The following is a 26,196-nucleotide window of genomic DNA, read 5'->3' on the forward strand; positions in this document are numbered from 1 at the left end:
AAATATCTATAATACCAAACCGCTTCTCCTACCACCCTTTTTAGCCTCTTCCAACAAATATTTTTTATCATTTTGCTTTAGTACGACCTGAAGTGAATCTCTCTTTTCGTTCACCCCTTTCAATAAAATGGTGCTATCATTTAGCTGGTTAATATCTAATGTAAAAGATTCATTTTTATCCCCATTCAAGGTTTTTAACAACAATTTCTCCTTTGATTTATCGAGTTGGTAGCGATAATACTGTCGGCCAGTTGTTCCTGAAAACTCATAATCTTTTTCTTCATCACGCGAATGGATGACTTCTACATTACTCGTAATTGGATCAGCCTGCTGTCCGGTTTTTATGCTAAGGGTAGTCCATTTTTCTATCACAACATCTTGCCATCGCGCATGATCATTTTTACTAAAGGCGAGGTTTTGTCCATTATAAATAAAGCTCGAAACATGATAGAATCCCTCCTTAAGTTCTCCTTTTTCTAACGGAAACTGGTATCCACCTTTCTTATATATACCATAAGTTTTTATTCCATATAGTAAAACAAAAAATAATACAAAAGCGCTTTTTAACAAGAGTCTTGCCTTTGACTGCCAATCTCTTTTATAAGGCATTTTAAATGTGTTTGGATAAGCTGGTTTTTCGAGCGAAAGCAAACGAAATAATCGTGGCGCATCATACCATAACAAGAAGAGTGCAAACTGGATTAGATATAAACTGTAAACCACCTCACCTCCCGCATAAGCTAGGTTGGAAAGAAACACATTTCCTGTGAAGCACAAAATAATAAAAGAGGCCAAAAACACCGTTTTTCTATGCAATAACAATAACCCCGCTGTTATTTCCACAAGACCGAGAAACATCTCAAAAGAAGGTGCCACACCCAACGTAAGCGAGAAGATTTTCCATGCAGACAAATCTCCATAGTTTGTATTTAGCTCGCTTAAAGAAGGATAAGGAGATTGCATAGGAAACAATTTAATAAAACCATATGCGATAACACCTATTGCAAGGCGGTAGCGAAGGATAACCCGCAACACATAATATAAGAGAGCATATTCTCGTCGTTTATCAATAAAAGACCAAACTGCGGCACTTACTAGGGCTATAAGTGCCATAATACCCCAATCCCAAAAAGTGTTTATCCCCCAGAAGTCGGGTGTAGTTGGACTGTTTAAAATTTGACGTGTGTACCTACTGATATTAAAAATATCGCTAAAATCAACACTCCACCAACTTATTCGGTGCAAACGTTCATAAAACTTCCAGTCAACCGGCACCGCCTGTAATATGAAGTACACAAAAAAGAAACGAAAAAGAACCATTTCATGTTTCTTCCAACTTGTTTCTTTATTAATGGCGCTATTTCCCATAGTTTTTTAAATTAGATATTAACTTTAGTATCCAGGATTCTGCTCCAATGTATCATCTACTAGCAATTGCTCGGCAGGCAGTGGCATGAGAAATTTATTTGGGTCCGTGATATTTAAAACGCTTGTTGCCCTATTAGTACGCACCAAATCAAACCACCTATGTGCTTCCAAACCGAACTCCAGCCGCCGCTCATTTTCAATTGCTATTAACAAGTCTGCCAGGCTTGAAGTCGTGACATTGGCGATGCCCGCTCTACTTCTTACGGCATTCAAATCGGCTTGAGCTTCCTCCAATAAGCCCAGCTCAGCTCTTGCTTCAGCACGGATGAAATACAATTCAGCTATACGGATCACATAGGTAGGGTCAGTTGCTGGACTTCGATAGTATAAATTGCCATACCAGCGGTTCTGATTATCTTTAGCCACAAGGGCGCTACGCGAACCACCAATGGCTGGATCATTCACGAGGTTCACAAAAGTATTGTTAGGAGCCCATTGCCTGGTTCCTCCGTTCTGCTGAGGTTGCCACTGTCCTCTATGAGGATTTAGCTCATTGGCATTATAAAAAAGTTCAAAAACAGACTCACGAGTTCCTGTTACGCCGTCAGCAAAAAATGCATAATAGGGTTTTAACAATTCATAATTTGCATTATCATTGATGAGACGTGTCGCATAATTTTCCGCCTCATGCCAATTCTTGTTATATAAATAGTAACGCGCTTTAAGAGCCCAAACAGTCTTACGTGTGGCTTGAAATCGATTGGTTGTTTCGGGAAGTAAACTTTCCGCCAAATCGAGATCGGCTAATACCAATTCGTAAGTTTCTTCTACTGTACTACGAGGAATGCCGGTATTATCCTTTACTTCCAGCGTTGGCTGTGTAATGAGCGGAACACCTCCCCAAGTACGTGCCAAATCGAAATAAGCCAACGCCCGAATAAAATGTGCTTCACCTGAAATCCTATTTCGGACAGATTCGGCAATCACATCATCTCCTAATTCTTCTACATTCTTAATAACCTGATTAGCTCGATTTATAGCAACATATATGCCCTTCCAGGCACTGGTAATAGTCGCATTCTCTGCATTCACCTGGTGATTAATAAATTCCTGTACCTGCGATTGAGAACCTGTCCATTGAATATTATCGCCTGATAGGTAAGCGATCGATTGAAAATCCACACTGTAATAAGTCCTCAACGCACTATATACCCCATTGAGGGCGGCGTTAGCAGACGTCTCATCCACAATAATATTCTCACCAGAAATAGAGGCCTTAGGTTGCACATCCAAAAATTTATTACAGCAAACCAAGGTCATACAAAAAGAAACCAACAATATATATTTTAAACTTTTCATTAGCATACATTTTAAAGGGTTACATTAACTCCCAATTGGAAACTTCTGGGTTGCGGCGGGGTTCCAAGATCAATTCCCTGCTCGTTTGGCGAACTGCTCGCAGCTGCTTCAGGATCTAGACCTGTGTAATTTGTCCACGTAAATAAGTTATTCCCTTGTAGATAAAAGCGCAGTTTTTCAAGATGTAGCTTCTCCGAAACAGATTTTGGCAACGTATAACCAATAGTCAAAGAACGTAAGCGTAAATACGACCCATCCTCCAGCCACCTGCTGCCTCCATCCTTATAATTGTTGACGTTCACACCATCTGTTCGAGGAACATCCGTAATATCTCCCGGTTGCTGCCATCGATCTAAATTAGACGCAAAAATCACCCGAGCCGCGTCGCGTGCTCCACCAGCTTCACCAAAAAAACGATTGTGATTATAAATTTCATTACCATAAGAGAACACAAAAAAAGCAGCAGCATCAAATCCCTTATAAGTAATTGTGTTGGTTAGGCCTCCATAAAAATCCGGCCAAATACTTCCCATAATTTTCCTATCAGCAGTCGTAATACGTCCGTCGCTATTAACATCCTCGTAAACCACATCACCTGTTTGCGGATCCACATACAGCTGGTGATAGACCCAAAAGGAATATAATGGGTTTCCCTCCTGAAAGAGAATAAGGTCCCTACTGCCATAGTTCAGTGGGTTATCCAATTTTTCAATCTTATTGATATTTCTAGCAATATTAAAACTGGTTTGCCAAGTAAAGTGCTGTTTTCTAATGTTGCGGCTGTTGATAGCAAGCTCAAAGCCCTTATTGCTTATTTCTGCGGCATTGCTGGTATAGCTATCAAAACCCGTGGTTGCCGCAAGTGTAACCGGCAGTAAACCGTCTTTTGTGTATTTACGGTACACATTGAAGGAAATGTCTAATGCTTCTTTAAACAAAGAGGCATCCAAACCGATATTCAATTGATCTGTTCGTTCCCACCGCAACTGTTGATTTGGTAATTGTTCCGGAGAGATACCTGGTATACCTTGATAAGAAGAACCCACGCCAGACCATAGTCTACGGGCTGCGAATGCACCGATACCATTTTGGTTTCCAGTACTTCCATAGCTGGCTCTAATTTTCAGATCATCAATAAAAGTGATGTCTTTTAAGAAACTTTCCTGTTTAACGCGCCAGGCTGCTCCAACTGCTGGGAAGAAGCCCCAAGGATCTGCAGAACCGAAACGAGAGGAACCATCTGCCCTTATGGAAAAATCCAACAAATATTTATCGGCGAAGGCATAATCAATCCGACCAAAGAAAGAAGCCAAATTATACTTTTCCCAATCCTGACTGCTTGTACTGGTAGCAGCAGATGAAATCAGCTTAAAATCATTACTAGCGAAACCTCTTCCCGTTGCAGAAGTTCTTTCGAGCGTGGAGCCTTGAAGAGTATTTCCTAATAGTACCCCAAAAACATGCTTGTTATTCCAACTTTTACGATAGGTTAACGTCTGTTCATTAATCCATGTGGTAGCTTGCCCGATGGCAGAAGTGGCCAGTCCATTCGGGCTTCCTGCTATCAGTTGATTATTCCAATACTCCCCTTCATTATAGTTATTATAGTCTAGGCTGAAAGTAGAACGAAATTTTAACTCCGGTAAGATTTCTATATCAGCATATAGGTTGCCAATATATCGTAAGCTTGTGGAATGGACATCGTAATTCTCCAAGAGCAGCGTCAAATTGTCAAAACCTGCCCGACCCACTAACAAGCCCTGATCATTGTAAGGAGAAAGATAAGTAGGTGTATGCAATGCTGCCTGCAGTAAACCACCTTGCGGTCCATCACCGGCACGTGCTTGATTACGCCCTGTCCTACCAAATGTATTACTCGTCCCTATTTGTACCCGATCATTTATTTTTTGATCAAGATTTACTTTAAAACTGACTCTATCAAAACTTATTGGTTTAAGAATTGATTCCTGTTTATTATAGCCTCCACCAAGATAATAACGTGTTCCTGCCGCCCCCCCGCTAACAGAAAGATCAGCATTGGTAAGAGATGCGGTCCGGAAGGCTTCACCTAAACGATCATAGGTTTGCTGCTCTGACGGCAGCCCTCGGCCAGAAACACCGTTAACAACCTCATTTACAGAACGGAAAGGTTCAGGCTGACCAATATTTCGATAATATTCGTTCACCAATTCTGCATGCTCCGGTCCTGTTGTTAAATCCCATAATTTTGCCGCTTTAGCGATACCTTGCGATACATTTAGGTTAATTTTTGCTTTTTGATTGAAATTCCCTCTTTTTGTAGTAATAATTATGACACCATTGGCTCCCCTTGAACCATAAAGTGCCGTTGCTTCTGCATCCTTCAACACCTCGATACTTTCGATATCTGCTGGATTTATATCAGCGATAGGAGAAGTTGCTTTCCCTCCTGTATTGACTGTTTGTAAACTATTGGTATTCAGAAATACGCCATCTACTACATACAAGGGATCGTTACTTGCATTAATGGAAGTAGCGCCTCTTAATCTAATATTTACAGCTTCACCAGGAACACCCGTATTACTGGATATCTGAACACCCGCTACTTTGCCTTGTAGCTGCGCATCAAAACCTCCAGCAGGGATATCCTTACTTTCTGCCGGATTAACCTTCGTAACTGATCCGATTAGATTTTTCCGCTGCTGTGTAGTATAACCTACCACGACTACATCATTTAATTGGTTAAAGCCTGGTTTTAATAAAATTTCGGCCTTATCATGGTTAATAACAATTCGTTTTTTATCATAACCGATGTAGCTTATTATAAGTGTAAACGGAAATTTTTGTCCTGTTATGAAACTGAATGCACCTGCTTCATCAGTAGAAACGCTGTGGGTAACACCTTCAATTTGAACTAGCGCACCTGGCAGCGGTTCCTTGGTTAGCGAATCAAGCACGAGGCCACTCAGTGTGGCATTAATAAGCGGTTTAGTTTCCTGTGCAGATAGCTGATTAGTTAGACAGGAAAGTAATAAGAAGAAAATAAAAGAATGCACAAAAGTTTGTGCATTCCCTGGATTGTTTTGCATAAAATTGAGTTTAGTTACTTTTTTGATGATCGACGCAACGCCAATTGAAAACCGATCACCTTTTTAAATCCTAAAGAAATGCTTATATTATCTCTGCTCTACCAACATCGACAAGTATTTAACATCGAGACATTATTTTTCATTTTGTTAATTCGTTAGATTAAATAACCACAGGTTGATATCTACAAGCAAATGTATAATATTTTTTTAATAAAAGAATATAAAGTCTATAAATTTAGTATACTATAAGCAATAATATTGAATAAGAGAAAATTCTAGGAAAGCTACTCAAGCCTTTTAAGGGATTATAAAAACAGGTAAGGGAAGATTCGAGTGGAATCTTCCCTTACGACAATGGGTAGGTACGTTAGATCAGTAATTAGACATTTACCATCCCTTAATCGCGCCACCTTTAAAAACCTTTTCAGCTACAGCTTCCACCTCAGCTGACTGGTAGGCCTTCACAAAGGTTTTTACCTTCTCTTCGCTTTTATTATCAGTTCTTGAAACGATTATATTGACGTAAGGTGATTTTTCGTCCTCTACAAAAATACCGTCTTTTTTGGCCACTAAGCCAACAGAAGCAGCAAATGTATTATTGATAACAGCAATTGTAACTTGCTTATCATCTAATGCCCGTGGTAATTGAGGGGCCTCCAATTCCAGAATGCGTATTTTTTTTGGATTCTCGGCAATATCATTTACTGTTGGTAATAAACCGACCCCATCTTTTAGTTTCAATAAGCCAACGCGCTGTAATAAAAGTAGTGCCCTTCCTCCGTTGGTGGGATCATTCGGAATAATGATGGTATCTTCATTTTTTAATTGATCCAATCGTTTTATCTTTTTCGAATAACCAGCAAGCGGATAAACAAATGTATTACCAACGATAGCGAAATCGTATCCTCTTTGCTTCGTCTGCACATCTAAATAAGGTTTATTCTGAAAAACATTTACATCTATATCCTTTTGATGAAGGGCTTCGTTCGGCATCACATAATCATTAAACTGCACGAGTTCTACCTCTAATCCGTACTTTTCTTTTGCCACTTTTTGTGCAGCTTCAGCCAAACTATATTCAGGTCCAGATTCCACCCCTACTTTAATTTGATTAGGATCATTCTTATTTCCTCCACTACAAGACATAAGTCCGATAAGTGTCGCCGCAAAACCAAATAATTTCGAAATCTTCATTATTTTATTCATGTGAATATCTTTTATTTTCTGTGATCTACCTGTTTTGAAATATAATCTCCTAAAAACTGGATGATAAAAACCAGTGCTACCAGTAAAATAAGCACCACATTCATTATCAGTGCATCGTAACCCACATAGCCATATTGATAACCAATATGGCCTAAGCCTCCGGCACCAACAGCACCTCCCATGGCAGAGTAACCCACGAGTGTTATCAAGGTAATCGATGCACTATTAATGATAGCAGGTAATGCCTCTGGCAAGAGCACTTTGTTAACCACTTGCAATGGCTTTGCACCCATTGCTCGGGCAGCTTCAATCAATCCGTGAGGTATTTCCAACAAACAATTTTCAACCATTCTAGCAACAAATGGAGCTGCACCAATACTTAATGGGACTAACGCAGCTCCCACTCCAATAGAGGTACCCACCACTAAGCGAGTAAAGGGAATCATCCACACAATAAGAATGATAAAAGGTACTGATCGAAAGGCATTTACAAGCACGGCAACCGTTCTATTAACTGTCTTATTAGCAAGCATTTGTCCGTCTCGTGTCATAAAAAGGAGTACACCCACTGGCAGGCCCAAACAGAAGCCAAAAAAACCTGAAACAAAAGTCATTACAATTGTTTCCCACGTGCCTCGCAGCAACATCCACAACATAGCATCAGACATATCCTATTATCTCTACCTCTACTTTTTTATCTTTGAAGTAATCCATTGCTTCCGATATTTTATTCACTTCGCCATTAAACTTCATGAGCATAACACCCACCTGCGCCTTACCTAAAGTATCCATTTTTGCATTTATAATTTCGTAATCAATGTTAAATAATTTTACGGCCGCAGACAATACCGGTTCATTGGTGCTAGCTCCATCGAAATGTAGTTTCACTAAAAGATCTTTCTTAGTTTCATCAGATGCCTGCACCAAGCGGTTTAAGTAATCATGGGCAATATCAACATGCATAGATGAATTAATAAATTGCTGTGTTAATTCGCTTTTCGCATTTGAAAAAATATCACTTACTTCCCCTTGCTCTATTATCTTTCCATCTGCAATTACCGCTACCTCGTCACATATCGCTTTCACCACTTCCATTTCGTGCGTAATCAGTACAACCGTAATATTTAACCGCTTATTTATATCTTTAAGCAGCTCTAAAATAGATCTGGTTGTGGCGGGATCCAATGCACTGGTAGCTTCATCACATAATAACACTTCCGGATCGCTTGCCAATGCCCTTGCAATAGCTACCCGCTGCTTCTGCCCTCCAGATAAATTAGCGGGATAATCGTCTTTCTTATTACTTAGCCCAACCAGCTCCAGTAGTTCTAATACCTTCTTCTGGATGGTCTGTTTTGGAGCATTGATTAATTCGAGTGGGAAAGCAACATTCCCAAAAACTGTTCTAGAAGAAAGTAGATTAAAATGTTGGAAAATCATTCCCATTTGCCTTCTAACTTTCGCCAGTGCACTTGGTGTCAAAAGTGTTAGATTCACGCCATTTAAGAGTACCTCGCCAGAAGTTGGCCGCTCCAATAAATTGATGCACCTGATTAAGGTGCTTTTACCTGCGCCCGATGAACCAATTATCCCATACACACACCCTTCCGCAACGGTCAGGTTAATGTCCGAAAGTGCATGAATTTCGATATTTTTTTTATAAAATACCTTACTTAAATTTTTTAGTTCAATCATACTTGAGCAGCACGTCTACCTGCATCTCTTTATTAATTCCTTATTAATTATCAGCCTGCTAATGAATTAGAGAGGCAAATGTAGAACAAAAGTTAAAAATCTACAAACTAATAGGCTTTTAAGCGCATTAACGCGATTAAGGTTTTACGTATTCAACTATATTTGGCATAAACCCAATCCGCATGGCCTGCACTTGCAACCGCTCTCCTTTTACAAGTTTAATAAGCGCTCCCTTATAAACACTCCAAGGACTTTCTACATCTATAAGCGTGCCTTCTTTCAGCCTCCCAGAAACAAATCCACTGTCCCAAGTAAGGATAGGTCGCTTACGGCTGATTTCTATCTCTTTTCCAACACGATATCCAATAGAAGCACCTTCGGTGGCACAAGACAGTTTAATGCCCTCTTTTAAAACGATAATTTCAGGTTTAGCAGTAATTGGAGGATGGTCTTCCCCATCCCACCACTTTGATACCATTTCTTTTTCCGATAGTTCAGACATATCCCCTACATCTTCTATCCATTTATCCATTGCTTTTCTCAATTCTGTCAGCTTATTAGCATAATGGTCATCTGCTGCTAAGTTGTTCAGCTCGTTCGGATCCTTTTCTACATCATACAGCTCCTCGGTATCTTTAGGTGATTTAAACCAAGCTGCTTGATATTTATCCAATTCTCCTTTCTCCTTTAGTTTTATCATCTCCTGCATCATCGGAACACTTTTACGGTATATAAGATCCTGATAGGACGGCTTTTGTGGCATTAAATTCCGAACATATCTAAATTTGTGGTCCCTTACTGCTCGCACCCGATCATATAATTCATCCATCCTATCGCGCGCAGAAAAAACATAGGAATGCGCAAACTGGCCATTCTTTTGCCCAAGGAAAGCATGCCCTTGTAAATAGTCGGGAATCGGCGCTCCTGTGAGTGACAGTACGGTAGGCGCAAAATCAATACTACTCAGCAAACGGTGATCTACCGTGCCACCATTTGCTCCTTTGGGAAAACGAATAATGAAAGGAATATGCGTACCTCTTTCCAACAATTCACGTTTCATCCAAGGGAGACTGCCACCGTGGTCGCTATAAAAAAAGATATAACTGTTTTCGTAGACTCTATCTGCCTTCAATTTTGTTATCAACTCACCCACCTGTTTATCCATTAGTTGAATATTTGACAATAAACGTGCGATATCTCTTCTGGTAGTAGGTGTATCTTTGTAAAATGGGGGCACGTAGACACTAGCTGGATCGACTAATAAACTATCCTTCCGAGAAAAAAGTTGTGATTCGTGCGTTGCAAAAAAATTGTAGATACTAAAAAAAGGCTGCTCTCCTGATCTATTTTCATAGCTGGCTGTTGCTCCATTTTCATCCCACACCGTTACCGGTGCGTCAAATTGATAGTCTTGCTTTTCATTGTTCGTAGTATAATAGCCTACTTCACGCAGGTATTCCGGGAAACATTTTACGTAGGCAGGTATCACTGCTGAATAATTGGGAATACCTTTACGTATATATTGGGCGCTTATAGCCCGAGTTCGCATATGTTGCGTACCAATAGCTATTGGATACATTCCAGTGATAATAGATGATCGACTTGGTGCACAAACGCCGGCTGTCGTATACATCTTCGTAAACCTTACACCCTCAGCTGCTAATTGATCAATATTAGGTGTTTTCACAACACGATCTCCATACGCACTGATAAATGGTGATATATCCTCGCAGGTAATCCAGATAATATTTGGCCTCTGAGGCGTCTCCTGCGCCCACAAAGAACAAATACCTGTTACAAAAAAAAATAGGGCAGCTATATATTTGTTCATGGGTCAATATTTATCGAGCTGACTTTCAGTAGGTATGATAGTTTTTTGATGCTGTAGTGCTAATTCTTCAAGCGCTTGCACTATATCCAAATGCTTTCCAGCGATATCATAACATTCGCCAATATCTTCATTTAAATTAAATAGTTGTGGCTTTTCTAATTTCGTCAGTTGATCTGGATAGCCAATCTCATTATTACGATAGAAACTTAATTTATAAGCGCCTTGCCTCACGGCCACCAGTTTAGAGGCGTGATAATAAAACATTTCATTTCTTGGGCTTTTTGATGTAAGACCTTTCAAAACCTCCGTCAAATCATATCCATCGTAAATACGATCCTTAGGAAGCGCTGCATGAGACAGACTGGCAATTGTAGGTAAGATATCCAAGCTACTTCCTAATTCTGCAATTTGACCAGGTTCAACAGACCCCGGTGCCCAAAAAATTGCCGGCACCCTGACTCCTCCTTCATAACTATTACCCTTTGCTCCATATAATGGACCAGAAGAGCCTCCTAGCTCCTTAAATAATTTCCAGGGGCCATTATCTGTTATAAATATTACATAGGTATTTTTATCTAAGCCTGTTTCCTTCAATGTATTTAACAGCACTCCCACACTCCAATCTATTTCTTCAATAACATCTCCATAAGTTCCTCTCGCACTTTTTCCTTTAAATCGCTCATTTGGAAATAGCGGTACATGTGGCATGGAATGTGCGAAGTATAGAAAAAAAGGTGTTTTCTGATGAGACTTAATATAATTAACTGCCTCAATTGTATAACGCTCCGTTAGTGTATTTTGCACCACGGGGCGCTCAATAATTTCCTCATTACGCATTAAGGGTACCCGAAAATATTCATTCTTCGGCTTCGTAATCGCTTTGACGTAAGGAATGGAATCTACTTTATCCATATCATTACTATAAGGGAGGCCATAATAATAGTCAAAACCATGCCTTGTAGGTAAATATTGAGGCAAACTACCTAAATGCCATTTACCTACAATGGCTGTTTGATAGTCCTGTTGCTTTAATAATTTCGCAATCGTAATTTCAGTAGACGGAAGTCCTCCCTTAGAATGTGGAAAGAGAACACGCGCACTATCTCCCTGCATACCGCTTCTAATCGGTAATCGTCCAGTTAGTAGCCCCGCCCTAGAAGGTGTGCATACATTAGCAGCAACGTAAAAATTAGTCCATTTCTGCCCCTCAATGGCCATCTTGTCAATGTTTGGTGTTTTTATTGTTGGGTTTCCATAGATCCCTAAATCGCCATAGCCTTGATCATCTGTAAAAATTATGATAAAATTTGGCTTTTGTTGCTTTTGAACATCTTGGGCCTGCACAATTGAAAATATTAGTTCAAATAACGACACTAACCCTACTATAAATAAATAAGTATAATATTTCATTTTATATGCTTAATTCAGTGCGTTTCTAAAAGAACATGACAATACCATTAAGAAACGATCTATACGCATCAAATATATTGACATTTTGGTGTTTTTTAACAAAAAATCTACTTTTTCCATAGACTTTATTAATTATCACAAACACAATTATACCAATTGAAGCATTAGACATTGAAAATGAATCAATTACACTATCCAGTCGCTATCCAACTAATCCTTAATAAGTAAATAACTTTAATAAGATCCATACGGTTTCTTCATAATGTAGAACGCATAATTATAAAATCTACCGTATTTCTGATAAATGAATATTTCTTCAACAACACGATCGAGAAAAGATGCCATCGGAGAATCATTCGATTGCTTTCCTATACTCGATGCCACTTTTTTTATCACGGGGTGATAATAGTTGTCCCAAGCGCTGCTCGGTAACGTAAAACATCCTATTGGCAAATAACCACTCTGTTCAATTGTTTTCATTTTATTTGAAATCAAATCAATTTCAGGATAGTTTAACATCCAATAATCCGTTACTTCTTGCGGTCGCCGATTGGTAATCCATGATAATTCGGAAACAACTAAATACCCGCCTTCCTTCAAAAATCTATTCCATTGCAATAGTCCTTTTTCAAAACCAATATGATAGATTGCTCCTTCGCTCCAAATCATATTGAAGGTTTCGCTATCAAACGGAAGGTTATCCATATTAGCCTCACGTGTGGTAATTCTATCTTGAAGACCCGATGAAGTAGCCCTTTCATCTAATACCTTCAAAAAACCAGGCAATAGATCAACTGCAAAAATGTTGGCATTGGTTTTTTGGGCAAGCGCAAATGTTTGTGACCCCGTACCACAACCGACATCCAATATATTCTTAAAGTTCTCGTAATCATCAACAAAATTTAAAGCCCTTATTGTTGCATCATTACTTCCGGGACCTTGCCGTTCATTATTCTTAAAAAAATCGATTATGGTCTCAATTATTTCTTGTTCCATTCTTTCTTAAAATTACTTATTCAATTAAGAGTCTCCTCTTGCTATTCAAATCTGTCTTTCTCTCGAACTAACCTTGTTTTATCTGCTATTCTGGAATAATCATGTTAATTTATACTTAAGTCGACTTTGCACAATAAGACGGTTAGCGATAAAAAACTATTTCTTATGAAAAAGAAGTCTTAAAAGTTAAAAAATATGATGTATGATAAAACATGCCACAAGGTTTAGTGGCATAAATAGTCGATCCTGTATAGGCCTTAGACTATTGTATTAGGGAAATATGTGAAACTGCTCTGCTTCATAGTAAAGCAAAGGTAATAAATTCTATAATAATGCAATCATTAATTATTTCTTTTAAGAAGCGTATGCTTCATGATAAGCTAAAATACGTAATGAGCTATTTTGCAGGGTAACCACATTTACGACACAATTGCGCTGCTTGATTAAATGTTCAAACGGATATTATTCGCTATGCCAGTACACCGTACATTCGTTGAAACTCAGTCGGACTGTAACCGGCAATATGTTTAAAAAACCGACTAAAATGTGAGCTTGTATCAAAATTAAGTTTACCTGCTATCTCTTTCACGCTTAAGCCGGGTGTGGAAAGCCAATGCCTGGCCTCCTGAAACAATCGCTTATGAATCAAATCCAAGGCCGTCATTCCGGTATATTCTTTCACCACTTCACTTAAATGTTTTGCGGTAATAAACAAACTGTCGGCATATCCCTGAACAGTACGTTTTGTTAAAAAATGTTCATCAATCAATTTTTTAAATTTATTCACCATAAGCTGTTGATGCGATGGCGGGGCAATCGTCCGTACAGAGACATAAGTACTGTTACGACTAATTTCAAAAAGCAGTTCAACAAATAATAGTTTTAGCATCTTATCGCGAAAAAGTTGATCTCGTCGATATTCATAAACTAATCGCTTAAACAAATTACGTATAACAGAAAACCCTCTTTTATCTGGTTTACAAGCGGCTGGTTCATCTAAATTAGTCCACATTAAACTTTCGATAAAAGGTTCTTGCATCAACTCCTTAGAAAGAAAACCCTTCCTGAAGATAATCAAACAACATCCAAAATTTTCAGACAAATCTTTAACAACATCTATGGATGTGGGCTTAATTAGATAAAGACTATTAGCCACGAGCTTAAGGGAGAAATCGTTCGTAACCAAGAGACCGGTACGATTAAAACTAATCGCTAATACAAAATGGTCATCCAATGAAGTAAATTCAGGTATCGGCTGGTTTTTATGATAAACCACCGTAAAATTTTCTTCAATAACAGGCTGAGTAAAATATGCTTGCTTTTCTATTATAGTAGAAACAGCGTGAAGTCCCTTATCATCTATAACTGCTAATTTACGTAATGTACCGCCCATATAAATCAATTGTATTTAGGCTTGCAATAAAAGCATATCCTTTTATAGAATCGTAAACTGAATCTCATATTAATGCTAGTGAAACGTCATAAACAAGGGAATTTAATCATTACGAGTAATAAAAAAGCCTGCCTTATTGTTAAGACAGGCTTCGAAATAAAGCACGGCACTGATCACTAAAATTATTATTCAAATTTACAGCCCAAATCCGTAGGCAATTCTTAATCCTAAGAAATTATTACTACTACCTTGATCGGTAAATTTGCTATTCCCTTCAAAACGAATACCCGCATCAAGATAGTTTTTACCACCAACATGGAATAAATACCCCACCTGCGGAGCATAAACAAATGCAGCCGATTTTGTAGCGCCGATATCATCTTTATTAGTTAAGAAGGAAGCTCCTGCTTCGCCTTGTACATAAAAATTACTTATTGGAAAATATTTTAATCCCGCTTTTACCGGAATCAATTGTAGGTCTTGGCCGGAAATGCCGTTAATATCTTTTGCGAAAAAGTTATTATACCCAGCGTTAACAGTTACAAATAAATCGTTATTAAGTATTGGAAAATCAGCTTGAAGAGAACCTCCAATGCTCCAATCATAGAAATCTCCAAAATCTCCAATAGGTAAACCTACTTCTGGCCCAACACTCAAGCGTATCCCCTCTCTGTCCTGAGCTTTAGCAGAAAAAGTAACAAACGTTAAAGCAGCTATTATAAAAGTACTCAGTTTAATTGCAGTTTTCATCATGTTAAAGTTTAATGTAAAATATATTCATTGTTAATAATTAGAAGTTGAAATTGACTTCTCTCTGCATTAGTGATGCCATGTGCCATTCCTTGTATTCATTTTGACAATTCAAAGGTAACTTGGCAAACAGAGGCCATCAATTCCAAAACTGCGGATTGTAGAACCAATTTTTCGGTTCTTTACATTATAAGTCTAAATACATCATCACTAACCACCTACTCGGTTTTGTATATCTTCACTTCCCGTTTTACGCTCTCTACTCTTTAATCCTTGCTTTCCAAACCTATAAGTAAAAGACAGCATAGCCATGCGACTATCTAAACGTATATGTGTATACATATCAATATTTTCATATCGTGCAGTACGCCTGAATTGTCTTGTTTGGAAGATATCATTCACCATGAGTTTCAGTGTGGCTTTATTATCGAGTACCTGTTTCTGTATCCCTGTATTAATCGCATAATAAGGTCGCCCTCGAGAAATACCATAGACTGTTTTTGATTCATAAAAACCGCTTAACTCGGCACTGATTGTTTTGGCGATTTTAAAGGTATTCTGACTATTCAACGAAAAGCTGGTAATACTGTTCGTGAAATCGCCTCCATCTGGATGACCTTCATAGATATTTCGAAAAACATTGCCAAAATGACTCCCCGTCCACCATGGAGTTAGCTCCGTCATTGCTGTAAAACTGATCCCATAGTTAATAAAGCGACTAAGATTCTGCGGACTTTGATAGGTAGTGTTCGTAGCATCATTTTGCCGCATTAACCAATTCATCACATCCGTTGTACGATTATAACTAATGGCTGTTATATAGTTACTTTTAAAAGTATGGCTTAACTGTAAAGTATGAGTGAGTTCAGGTTTCAAAAAAGGATTACCTTCATAATAAAGAAACGGATCTCTAAACATCCTAAAAGGGTTAAGATCGCCATAATCAGGTCTTTCTATTCGCCTGCTGTAAGCAAGCTGCAACTGCTGTTCTTCGTCCAATTTCCTTGTCAGAAAGAAGCTCGGAAAAAGCTGAAAGTAATTCCGGTTAACGAGCGAATCTGTGGTTATTTGATGACCACGTGTTTTGGTATATTCTCCCCGCAGCCCAACCTGCAAACTAACTTTTCCCCATTCTGCATGTAGATTAACATAGGCTGCATGTATATATTCTGTATAATTAAAATGATTACTAGATAGATTATCGGGCACCCAAGTATTGTTATAAAGGGTATCATATCGCAAATTATTATCTGCTTTCACATAGCTACTCTTTCCACCTAACTCTATTTTGGCCTCGCGGGTAAGAGGCTGTACATAATCCAATTTAGCCACATAAACATCAGTTAAGGAGGGTACGTATCCTCTGCGCGAAGAAAAATCTCCAAGCGGCTCTCCAACATCATTTAAATAGCGTGTATCTAAATTCAGGTTAGAAGTAAATGAATTTGATGAATAGTCTATATCTGCCGATAAATGCTGCCCCTCCCGCTTGAAGCGATGTACATAGTTTAGGTTATAGGTTATACTTTCCCATTTTTGCTTATCGTAATTGGAACTTGTGGCATTCCATAGTGGAATACCCGTCTCTTGATCTATCATCGAGTTGCTTGTCTTACTATCATGTGTATATTTTCCAAGATTGCCATTTATCAACATACCAAGTGTATTTCGCTCATTCAAAAAAAAATCTACTCCCGTCCTGAAATTGTGCGTATGTAATGGCTCATTAGTATTGGTGTGCTGATAGGAGGTCCGCTTGGGAGGCTGATCCGGCATAAAGTTTCCATCATAAAAACGCCTGGTGAAGTCTAAATATTCGGTTTCCCCTCGGAATCCATAGTTATAATTACCATAAATATTCACTTTTTCACCCCGATAGTTTAAACTTCCTCCACTTCCGTAACGTTCGTTTCTACTGCTTCCCCCATTAACAGTAAAGGATCCATTAAGACCCGTTTTTACATTTTTTTTCAATACAATATTCACAATACCGGCATTTCCTGCAGCGTCATATTTTGCAGAAGGGTTACTCATTATTTCTATGCTGGAAACCGCGTTCGAATTGGTTCCCTTTAACAAATTAGTAAGTTCTGCCCCCGAGAGATAGGTTAATTTGCCATTTAACATAACAGTAGCGCCCGATCGTCCTTTGAGACTTACATTACCTTCATCATCAACCGCTACCCCTGGCGCTTTCTCCAGAAGTTCCAAGGCAGTACTTCCCTCCGACAATACACTATTCTCGACATTCATTATTGTACGGTCCAACTTTTGTTCAATTAATGGCTTCTGGGATGTGATCGTTACCTCCTGTAGCTGCTGTGCGTCTGCAATCAGCAGAATGTTACCCAAGTTAATCGGCGACCCATTTAGATTGAGTTTTAGTACATCACTTTCATACGATTTAAATCCTACCATGCTAGCCCGTAAGATGTACTCACCTGGTTTTATCTGCTCAAAAGAGAAATCACCGGTTACATCGGTAAATGTTCCTTTTACCGTATTTCTTTCGGTTACAGTAAGTAATGCAACACTGGCAAATTCAATCCCAATTTCCCCTTCAGCGGTCAATAACTTCCCCAACACCTTCCCTTGTTGTGCATGGGCAATATGTATGCAAAAACAGACACCGATTAATATTATTTTTTTTAATAGTCTGAACAATGAAAAAGTCGATACCGGGCGAAAACGTTCTAACAGATACATAAGCTTTCCGTTTGAGCATAAAACAATTTGAATACTATCTCTCCGCAAACAGCTGTTATTTCACAACAGTTTTGATCTGCACTTATACCCACAAATTGCGTAATTAATAATTGGATAGAAGCAGCTTTTTCAGATTCCAGCCACCCAGTTATCAAAAGGTCTTTGACATTTGAGCGCGCTGTTGTTCGAGCATGGAAAAAAAATGTGATGGCACAGAACATGCCGACTGGCAAAAATTTGTTAATTTGCATTTGCTTTTAAATGATAAAGTGATTTAGAAGTACCCCAACATCGTTTGGGATGAGCTGTGCAGGTCGCAACTGTACAGCTCTTTTTTAATAAAAATTCAATACTGTTTTTTCGTTTACATGTAAACTAGATTGTGAATTCGGTTGCGTTTGCAATGTGTTGTGGCAAATATACATTTATTTAGAATAATTCCAAATAATAACCAGGCCTTTATAAATTTGGAAATTCAAGACCGAAAATCTGCTGCGGAAAAGTTGCACCTTGTCAATGTACAATATGTGCTTCGTGCTTGGGTGAATTCTTTTGAAAGAATGAAAAAGTCGGATAAACTTTATTTGCCCCAAGTCTAAATATAAGTTAAAACAAAGGCCCTTATTTGAGATTAGGGCCTTTGTTATGATAATTAACTTATTTTTTTCCTATTCGGAACAGCCATCCCGAATCCGTAATGGCATAAAGTGCACCATCTGGACCTTCACAAACGTCTCTAAAACGTTGTGCCTGTTCCGACAGCAGCCTTTCTTCTCCTACTACTTTATTATCTTCAATAACCAACCGTGCGATATGTACACCGCTAAGTGCCGCTATAAATAGATTATTTTTCCATTCGGGAATAACATCACTTTTATAAAAAGTTATCCCACTCGGCGAAATTACCGGATCGTAGTAGTAAACAGGTTGTTCCAGTCCTTCTTTTTGCTGAATACTATCCCCTACTTTCTTACCACTGTATTCAATTCCATATGTTATAGTTGGCCAACCATAATTCTTTCCTGGTTGAATCCGATTTACTTCATCCCCACCTCTTGGGCCAAATTCAGTTTCCCAAAGATCTCCCGTAACCGGATGAATGGCTAAACCTTGTACGTTTCTATGTCCGTAAGAATAAATCTCCGGTCTTGCATCGGCATTATTTTCAAATGGGTTTCCAGGTGCGGGTTTTCCATCTTTTGTAATGCGGATCACCTTACCCAAGCCCGATTTTAAATCTTGTGCTTGCGGTCTTGTTTCCAAATCAGAACGTTCGCCCGTACTAAATATAATATTGCCACTTTTATCAATTAAGATTCGCGAGCCATAATGCAATTTGCTATCAAAAGCAGGTGTAGCTTGGTAAATGACCTGTGCCTGTTCAATTTTTTTCTCATCTTGCGACAGTTTACCCTTAGCAACAGCAGTGAGATTCTTGCCATCCAGTGGCTGAGAAAATGACCAATAAATCATTCTATTGCTTGAAAAATCAGGATCAACGGTTAACCCTAACAAGCCACCCTGACCTCTGGCATCCACCTCTGGCAATCCAGTGATGGGTTCACCCAATGTACCCTCTTTATCGGCGATACGCATTGTACCTTCCTTTTCCGTAATAAGAAATCTTCCATCCGGCAAGCTGGTAATTCCCCAGGGGTGATTCAACTTTTTATTCAACACGGTAGTCTCATAAGCTGTCGTCGTCTTTACTCCGGCAATACGAGTTTGCCCAGCGAATGCAGGTTTATAGTCACTGTTCGCAGCTTCAGTTTCTACAGGTTTTAATTGGGCGGTGTCTGTTGCTGCAACATGATCGTTTTTATTTGCTGATGTATTGCAGGAGGCCATTACGATTGCTAATCCTGATACTATTCCAAATAAGCTAAAGTTGTTTGACATAAAATACGTTTTTGAGATTATAAAACTATAGATTTTTATTTACTTGATCAATTAAACAGTCCATTTCCTTCTACCCGCTAAAATATCTTTCAATAAATCATCCATCTCAGATCAAATTCCATCTTTTTTCATACAATTAAACGACCTTGCTTACAAAATATGAAACAATGTACCGAGAGGGGATTTTATTCAACACGTAAAGCATTGAAAGGAACTAAATGGGTCGTTCGAAAGCGCACGCTTTTTGTTCGAAAACGAACAGTTATTTCACATAAAAAAATAATAAACAATTAAAAATAAGCATATTACAACAACGGCACAGTCTTTTAGATGATTCCATCTATGGATAAATAGGCAATCTTATGTTCAAGAATTATATCAAAACCGCTTGGCGCAACCTATGGAAGAATAAGTTTTTTTCTCTTCTTAATATTTTAGGGTTAACTGTTGGACTAGCAATAGGCATGCTGATTCTTATGTGGGTCCAAGATGAATTAAGCATAGACAGTTTCCATTCCAAATCAAAAAATATTTACAGAATGGAACTCTTCGGTGGCACTGGTTCAAGCAGGCAGATTTGGACAGTAGATGTTGCACCTATGGGGCCTTTAGCCAAACAAGAGCTTCCGGATGTGGTCGATCAGGTACGTATTACAAGCAATAATCTGTTTTCGCTTTATCAATATGAAGATAAGGTCTTCGCTAATGAAAGGGCTGTTTATGTAGACCCGTCCTTCTTTACCATCTTCGACTTCCCCTTATTACAAGGAAATAAGTCACATCCATTTACGGATGATAACTCCGTGGTAATTACACAGAAAACAGCACAAAAATATTTTGGCAATGAAAACCCTATAGGCAAAATTATTATTGCTAATGACAGCGTCAACTTAAAAGTGAGCAGTGTGATGGAAAACTTTCCGAGCAACTCAAGTATGAATTTTGACATGCTTATGCCGATAAGCTATTATGCAAAGAAGGAATTAATTAACAATCAACACGACATCAATAATGACTTCAGTAATTTTAATTATGAAACCTATTTGCTTTTAAAACCGACCACCGAATTAAAAAAACTTACTACCGCGCTGTTCAATATTCACATCAAACACAAAGCCGAAGACACGGATGCCGAGTACCTGCTACACCCACTTCCAGATACGCATTTATATAATGCTGATGGCTCAGACAAAGGGATGCAGACAGTAAAAATATTTTTTTGTATTGCACTTATCATCTTAATTATAGCCTGTATTAACTATGTAAATCTTTCTACAGCCAGGTCAATGCTCCGTGCGAAAGAGGTAAGTATGCGCAAGATTATAGGAGCCGCAAAAAGTCAGCTTTTCCTTCAATTTATGATTGAAACAACCTTGTTGTTTAGTATTGCAACGATTCTTGCTATCATGCTAATAGCCGGTCTTATGCCACTATTTAATAAGCTCTCCGGTAAACAATTAGTATTGGATTTATCTAAACTACAATTTTGGTTCGTCCTTGCCTGTACAATTGGTGGCACTTTACTTGCTTCCAGCATTTACCCAGCACTGCTCTTATCTTCTTTTGAACCGCTCAAAGCGCTTAAGGGCAAAATTTCAAATGCAATTGGAGATGTGCTTTTCCGAAAAATATTAGTGGTTAGTCAATTTTCATTTTCTGTTATACTCATTGCTGGCACTATTTTAATCACTCGCCAATTGGATTATATTCGATCAAAAGAGCTTGGCTATGACAAAAGTCATACGATGTTATTCTGGATGCGAGATATGACCCCTCACTATGAATCGGCAAAAGCGGAGCTATTAAAGAAACCAGGTGTAGAGGCCGTAACCCGTTCCATGGGCAATATTTTAAACTTCGGACTTATTTCGGGCGATAATGATTGGGACGGTAAGGAACCGAACGCCACCTTTATTCTTCACCCGGTGGCCGTAGATTTTAACTTTTTACCCTTCTATAAAATGAAGCTAGTCCAAGGCAGCAATTTTACCGGGTCTCCCAGTGACAGCAATCATTTCATATTGAATGAAACGGCCATAAAAGAAGCGGGCATTAAAGATCCCATTGGCAAACGATTCAAACAGTGGGATAAAGAAGGAACGATCATTGGCGTGGTAAAAGACTTTCATTATGCATCCATGAAGGAAAAGATAGGCCCCTGTATTTTTTATTATGCACCTCAGAAAGCCTCGATTATGCAAATTCGAACCACTGGCAAAGATGCAGCAAAGGCAATCCAAGCAGCGGAAGTACAATTCAAAAAATATAACGGACAGTTTCCTTTTGGTTATGCCTTCCAAGATGAGGTTTTTAATTATCTATATGAAAGTGAACAAAGGGAGGCTGCTTTATTCAATTATTTTTCTGCCGTCGCCATTTTTATTTCGTGTTTAGGATTACTTGGTTTAGCGGCCTATACTGCACAGGTGCGCACAAAGGAAATTGGTGTTAGAAAAGTGCTCGGAGCGAGCACAAAAAATATAGTAAAATTAATGGCCATCGATTTCATGCGATTGGTGCTCATCGCTATTGGTATAGCGGTTCCGCTTGCTTGGCTTGGTATGAGTAAATGGCTGCAATCATTTGCCTATAGAACAAGCATGGATATCTCTATTTTTGTTTACTCAGGCCTCATCGCAGTAGCCATTGCTTTTCTTACCATCAGCTATCAATCTATAAAGGCGGCCTTAGCTAACCCAGTAAAAAGTTTACGAAATGAATAAGTGAAATTAAAATGCTCGCATTTTACTTATGTTTGCAGGACTAAATTTCAATCTTTGGCAACATCATCACTCAACAACATCCATAAAGATCTTTTAACAGCCATAACACTCGTTTACAAACGATGTGGAGCTGAATGTACCTCGCCGATAGCCGATGCTGAAAGCGCTGATTATGCCGCATTTACTTTCAAGATTAATAAATTAACAGTTAAATACCGTGCTGCCAAAATTACGCCTACAAAAATAGGGCAATTTGTTACGCTATGGAAAAGAGAAAAAGGCTGCCCTATCCAGCCTTTCCATCTATCAGACGACATAGATATTTTTATTGTTAGTACACGCTATGAAAATCGCTTGGGTCAGTTTATCTTCCCAAAAACTGCACTGCTCAAGCACGGGATTCTGTCGGATGAAAATAAGGATGGTAAGCGCGCTATTAGGGTTTATCCTCCGTGGGATTGCGCAACAAATAAACAAGCACAGAAAAGCCAACAATGGCAATTGAGTTATTTTTTAGAAATTCAACCAGTACCCACAATTGATTTGCAACAGGCAAAAAAACTTCTTTTTTTATAAAATGCAATAATAAATTGGCGTCGTTGAGGCATCATCGTTCACTAGCGCATTCTTTGAGATTTACATGCTTCCTCAAGCACTTTTTTTGTTATTTTAGCTAGCCTTAATTTCATGATACATGTTCCACAATTTAAAAACGTTTTTTCAACGATTAATTCCTAACCTTGACGAAGAAACATGGCGAAGTTTCTTAGATCTTCAACAGATTAAGCATTATAAAAAGGGAACTATTATTAGTCATGAAGGCAGAACCAATAACATTGTCTCGTTTATTGAGAAGGGTGCCGTTATGGTTTACAATCATATAGAAGATAAGAGATGTATATATAATTTTTTCTTTGAAAATGAATATACCGGAGATTATGAAAGCTTTCTCACCCGTCAACCAGCCCAGTACGGTATAGAAACAATTGAAGATTGTACCTTATTTCAACTGCATTACAACGGCCTCCAATTAATGTATGATAAACATCCTATTTTCGAGAGAGCTGGCCGTCTTATTGCCGAAGCTCAGTTTTTACGGTTAACTTCCAGAAATGCCTCGCTATTGGCCGAGAAACCGGAGGAACGCTACCTAAATCTTATCAGTGCTAAACCACAAGTTATACAGCGCGTACCTCAATACCATATTGCTTCCTATCTAGGCATTACTCCTGAAGCTCTTAGTAGGATTCGTAAAAGAATAAGGTAAAATACTGTAGTACGTAACAAGATATTATCTTTCTTAACCTCGATCAATTATAAAGCAAATAATAGCCAAGTTATTTGCAGTAAAACAAGATATTGATATGAGATACATTATTTTATCCTTTTTGGTTATATGTCTTATTATGCCAATCAAGGCCCAACAAGCTGCCGTTCAAATAGTAAAGGGAAAAATAACCGATGAAGCATCTAAACAGCCCATCTCTGGAGTAACGATCCGCCTTGCAGAAGAAGAGACTACTATAAGCTCATTAAGTGACTCCTCCGGTAATTTCAAGCTATCAAAGGTGCCTTTAGGCCGACGACAATTTATTGTGAGCTCAATGGGCTACGAACCCACTATATTAAGTGACATCATTGTTACGGCTGGAAAAGAAGTAAACCTTAATATTAGTCTTCGTGAAAGCTTAACAAATTTAGAAACTGTTGAAATCACATATCATCAATATGAGGGCATAAAGACAACCAACAATGATATGCTAAGTGTAAGTGCGCGAACATTTGATATGGACGAAACGAAACGCTATGCCGGATCTTTAGGTGATCCGGCCCGCATGGCGGCTAATTTTGCCGGCGTAGTTTCTACCAATGATACGCGAAATGACATTATCATTCGAGGAAACTCGCCCAACACGATGCTTTGGCAGCTAGAGGGACTTAATATCCCGAATCCCAGTCATTTTGGCTCATTAAATAGCATGGGGGGCTCCATTAGCATGCTTAATAATAATATCATTGATAAGTCGGATTTCATGACCGGTGCCTTTCCTCCGCAATATGGAAATGCGCTATCAGGGGTATTCGATCTGAGGCTCCGCGATGGAAATAACGAAAAACACGAGTTTTTAGGGCAAATGGGTTTCAACGGCTTTGAAGCGGGAGCTGAAGGACCTATTGGCAAGCTCGATGGCGCAAGCTATCTGATAAACGCAAGATATTCCACCTTATCGATCTTTCAAAGCCTGGGTTTGGAGTTTGGCACTGGAGGAGCCACTCCCGAATACACGGATATCAATTATAAATTTACGAGTCCAGTAGGTAAACAGGGGAGCATTTCAGTATTTGGCATTTGGGGACGAAGTAGCATGGATATTTTAGCTAGCGAATATGATCCGGAGGGTCAGGCCTACGGAAATGAATATTCCAATCGTTATCCCCGCTATCAAACAAACATTACAGGATTAAGTTATACACATAAGCTAGGAATCAACACTACAGCTAATTTTGTCTTCGGCTATAGCCGAACAAATGAGCGATTTGATAGAGATTCCGTTAGCCAAAATGATCCTTCGCATACAATTCCCGACTGGCATTGGCGTTTTGAAACGAATAAATTTTCGGGCGTATTTTCGCTACATCACAAGTTTAATGCTAAACATAGTCTCATCGCTGGGCTTATAGAGGATGTCACAGATTATTCTTTGTTTAATAGACGCATACAGCATGGCGTAAACGAAATCATATTAAACGATCGCCATGATCAATTTGGCCTTACTCAAGCTTATGCGCAGTGGAAATTCAGAATAAGCAATGCCCTTAGTATGGTATCGGGATTGCATTATCAGTATCTCAATTTATCTAATAGCAATAGTGTAGAACCTCGTATTGGTTTCAAATATGAAACAGGTGGATCCCATATTATCGGACTTGCTTATGGCTTACATAGCCAGATGGACAATGTGCTTACATATGCTACTGTCACACCTACACCGAGTGGAAATACCTATACCAATGAATCCTTAGGTTTCATGCGCAGTCATCATTTCGTGTTGTCACACGACTGGAACATTTCATCCAATACACATTTAAAAACAGAGCTTTACTATCAACGCTTATTCGATGTTCCGGTAACACGCAATCCAAGTTCTTTCTCTACCCTTAATCTTGGAGCCGAAACGATCCCTATTTTACGTGATAGTTTGGTAAACGAAGGTGTAGGAAGAAACTATGGACTTGAGGTAACGCTTGAGCGATCTTTTGACAAAGGTTTTTACTATTTAGTTACAGGTTCTTTTTTTAGCTCAAGATACCGTGGAAGTGATGGGATATGGCGCAATACTGCTTTCAATATGGGAAATGTGCTTAATATTTTAGGCGGCAAGGAATGGAAAGTGGGTAGGAAAGAAAATATTCTAGGCTTAAGCCTTAAAGTATCCCGGGTTGGCGGTAGGTACTTATCTCCTGTGGATGTAGCTGCTTCTGCTGCAGACGGAGAAATACAGTACGATGCGGATAACGCATATTCTATTCAACAACCGGCTTATTTCCGAACAGATCTCAAACTTTCTTATCGCAAAGAATTCAAACGTACAACGATGGAGCTTGCACTTGATTTACAAAACATTACGAATAATGAAAACATCTTTCGCCAAGAATGGAATGCCAGACAACTTCGAGTAATCGAAGTCTATCAGCAAGGTTTTTTCCCCGTTCCTTTTATTCGATTTACTTTCTAATGAAGCGCACCGTTTAATGGCAGGAAGGTAATAAGACAAAATGCTGACTTTACTA

The 26,196-nt window shown here is 38.8% G+C and carries 17 protein-coding genes; 4 read left to right on the forward strand and 13 right to left on the reverse strand.

All coding sequences use genetic code 11. The features are described from left to right. Positions 1-6: 6 nt before the first annotated feature. From BMY50_RS13500 to BMY50_RS13570, 13 genes are all read right to left on the reverse strand, one after another. Positions 7-1,368 carry a hypothetical protein gene (locus BMY50_RS13500; protein ID WP_093325215.1) on the reverse strand — a complete coding sequence of 454 codons (1,362 nt, stop codon included), beginning with the start codon at positions 1,366-1,368 and terminating at the stop codon, positions 7-9. A gap of 24 nt (positions 1,369-1,392) precedes the next feature. Continuing rightward, a complete protein-coding gene (locus BMY50_RS13505; RefSeq protein ID WP_202907836.1) occupies positions 1,393-2,727 on the reverse strand; it encodes a RagB/SusD family nutrient uptake outer membrane protein in 1,335 nt (444 codons plus the stop codon). A gap of 11 nt (positions 2,728-2,738) precedes the next feature. Beyond that, positions 2,739-5,795 carry a SusC/RagA family TonB-linked outer membrane protein gene (locus BMY50_RS13510; RefSeq protein ID WP_093325221.1) on the reverse strand — a complete coding sequence of 1,019 codons (3,057 nt, stop codon included), beginning with the start codon at positions 5,793-5,795 and terminating at the stop codon, positions 2,739-2,741. Positions 5,796-6,182: 387 nt separating this feature from the next. Continuing rightward, positions 6,183-7,001, reverse strand: a complete 819-nt coding sequence (gene metQ / locus BMY50_RS13515) for a methionine ABC transporter substrate-binding lipoprotein MetQ (protein WP_093325223.1) — start codon at positions 6,999-7,001, stop codon at positions 6,183-6,185. Positions 7,002-7,012: 11 nt separating this feature from the next. Continuing rightward, positions 7,013-7,669 carry a methionine ABC transporter permease MetI gene (metI, locus tag BMY50_RS13520; RefSeq protein WP_093325225.1) on the reverse strand — a complete coding sequence of 219 codons (657 nt, stop codon included), beginning with the start codon at positions 7,667-7,669 and terminating at the stop codon, positions 7,013-7,015. Continuing rightward, positions 7,662-8,696, reverse strand: coding sequence for a methionine ABC transporter ATP-binding protein MetN (metN, locus tag BMY50_RS13525; RefSeq protein WP_093325228.1), 1,035 nt, complete (start codon positions 8,694-8,696; stop codon positions 7,662-7,664). The genes metI and metN overlap by 8 nt, the downstream gene beginning before the upstream one ends. Before the next feature lie 136 nt (positions 8,697-8,832). Then, positions 8,833-10,527: a sulfatase family protein gene (locus tag BMY50_RS13530; RefSeq protein ID WP_093325231.1), complete on the reverse strand. Its 1,695-nt coding sequence runs from the start codon at positions 10,525-10,527 to the stop codon at positions 8,833-8,835. Between the two features lie 3 nt (positions 10,528-10,530). After that, on the reverse strand, positions 10,531-11,937 hold the full coding sequence (locus BMY50_RS13535; protein ID WP_093325233.1) for a sulfatase family protein: 1,407 nt from the start codon (positions 11,935-11,937) through the stop codon (positions 10,531-10,533). Positions 11,938-12,171: 234 nt separating this feature from the next. Beyond that, positions 12,172-12,933 carry a class I SAM-dependent methyltransferase gene (locus tag BMY50_RS13540; RefSeq protein ID WP_093325236.1) on the reverse strand — a complete coding sequence of 254 codons (762 nt, stop codon included), beginning with the start codon at positions 12,931-12,933 and terminating at the stop codon, positions 12,172-12,174. A gap of 469 nt (positions 12,934-13,402) precedes the next feature. Continuing rightward, complete coding sequence (locus BMY50_RS13545) at positions 13,403-14,326, reverse strand: AraC family transcriptional regulator (RefSeq protein ID WP_093325239.1); 924 nt, start codon at positions 14,324-14,326, stop codon at positions 13,403-13,405. A 195-nt stretch (positions 14,327-14,521) separates the two neighbouring features. Then, complete coding sequence (locus tag BMY50_RS13550) at positions 14,522-15,079, reverse strand: hypothetical protein (protein ID WP_238383762.1); 558 nt, start codon at positions 15,077-15,079, stop codon at positions 14,522-14,524. Between the two features lie 207 nt (positions 15,080-15,286). Beyond that, entirely contained in the window at positions 15,287-17,782 is a 2,496-nt protein-coding gene (locus tag BMY50_RS13555) for an outer membrane beta-barrel protein (RefSeq protein WP_093325244.1), read from the reverse strand. Between the two features lie 657 nt (positions 17,783-18,439). Beyond that, positions 18,440-19,681, reverse strand: a complete 1,242-nt coding sequence (locus tag BMY50_RS13570) for a PQQ-dependent sugar dehydrogenase (protein ID WP_093325252.1) — start codon at positions 19,679-19,681, stop codon at positions 18,440-18,442. A gap of 362 nt (positions 19,682-20,043) precedes the next feature. Between BMY50_RS13570 and BMY50_RS13575 the strand changes: the two genes are divergently transcribed. The 4 genes from BMY50_RS13575 to BMY50_RS13590 all read left to right on the forward strand — a co-directional run bounded on the left by BMY50_RS13575 (position 20,044) and on the right by BMY50_RS13590 (position 26,141). Beyond that, positions 20,044-22,404: an ABC transporter permease gene (locus BMY50_RS13575; protein ID WP_093325255.1), complete on the forward strand. Its 2,361-nt coding sequence runs from the start codon at positions 20,044-20,046 to the stop codon at positions 22,402-22,404. A 54-nt stretch (positions 22,405-22,458) separates the two neighbouring features. Continuing rightward, positions 22,459-22,980 carry a MepB family protein gene (locus BMY50_RS13580; protein WP_093325258.1) on the forward strand — a complete coding sequence of 174 codons (522 nt, stop codon included), beginning with the start codon at positions 22,459-22,461 and terminating at the stop codon, positions 22,978-22,980. Between the two features lie 118 nt (positions 22,981-23,098). Further along, positions 23,099-23,671: a Crp/Fnr family transcriptional regulator gene (locus tag BMY50_RS13585; RefSeq protein WP_093325261.1), complete on the forward strand. Its 573-nt coding sequence runs from the start codon at positions 23,099-23,101 to the stop codon at positions 23,669-23,671. Positions 23,672-23,768: 97 nt separating this feature from the next. Further along, positions 23,769-26,141 (forward strand): TonB-dependent receptor, encoded by a 2,373-nt coding sequence (locus BMY50_RS13590; RefSeq protein WP_093325265.1) that lies wholly within the window; start codon positions 23,769-23,771, stop codon positions 26,139-26,141. Positions 26,142-26,196 lie beyond the last annotated feature (55 nt).

The sequence above is a fragment of the Olivibacter domesticus genome (assembly GCF_900109575.1).
In the GTDB taxonomy this organism is placed as follows: domain Bacteria; phylum Bacteroidota; class Bacteroidia; order Sphingobacteriales; family Sphingobacteriaceae; genus Olivibacter; species Olivibacter domesticus.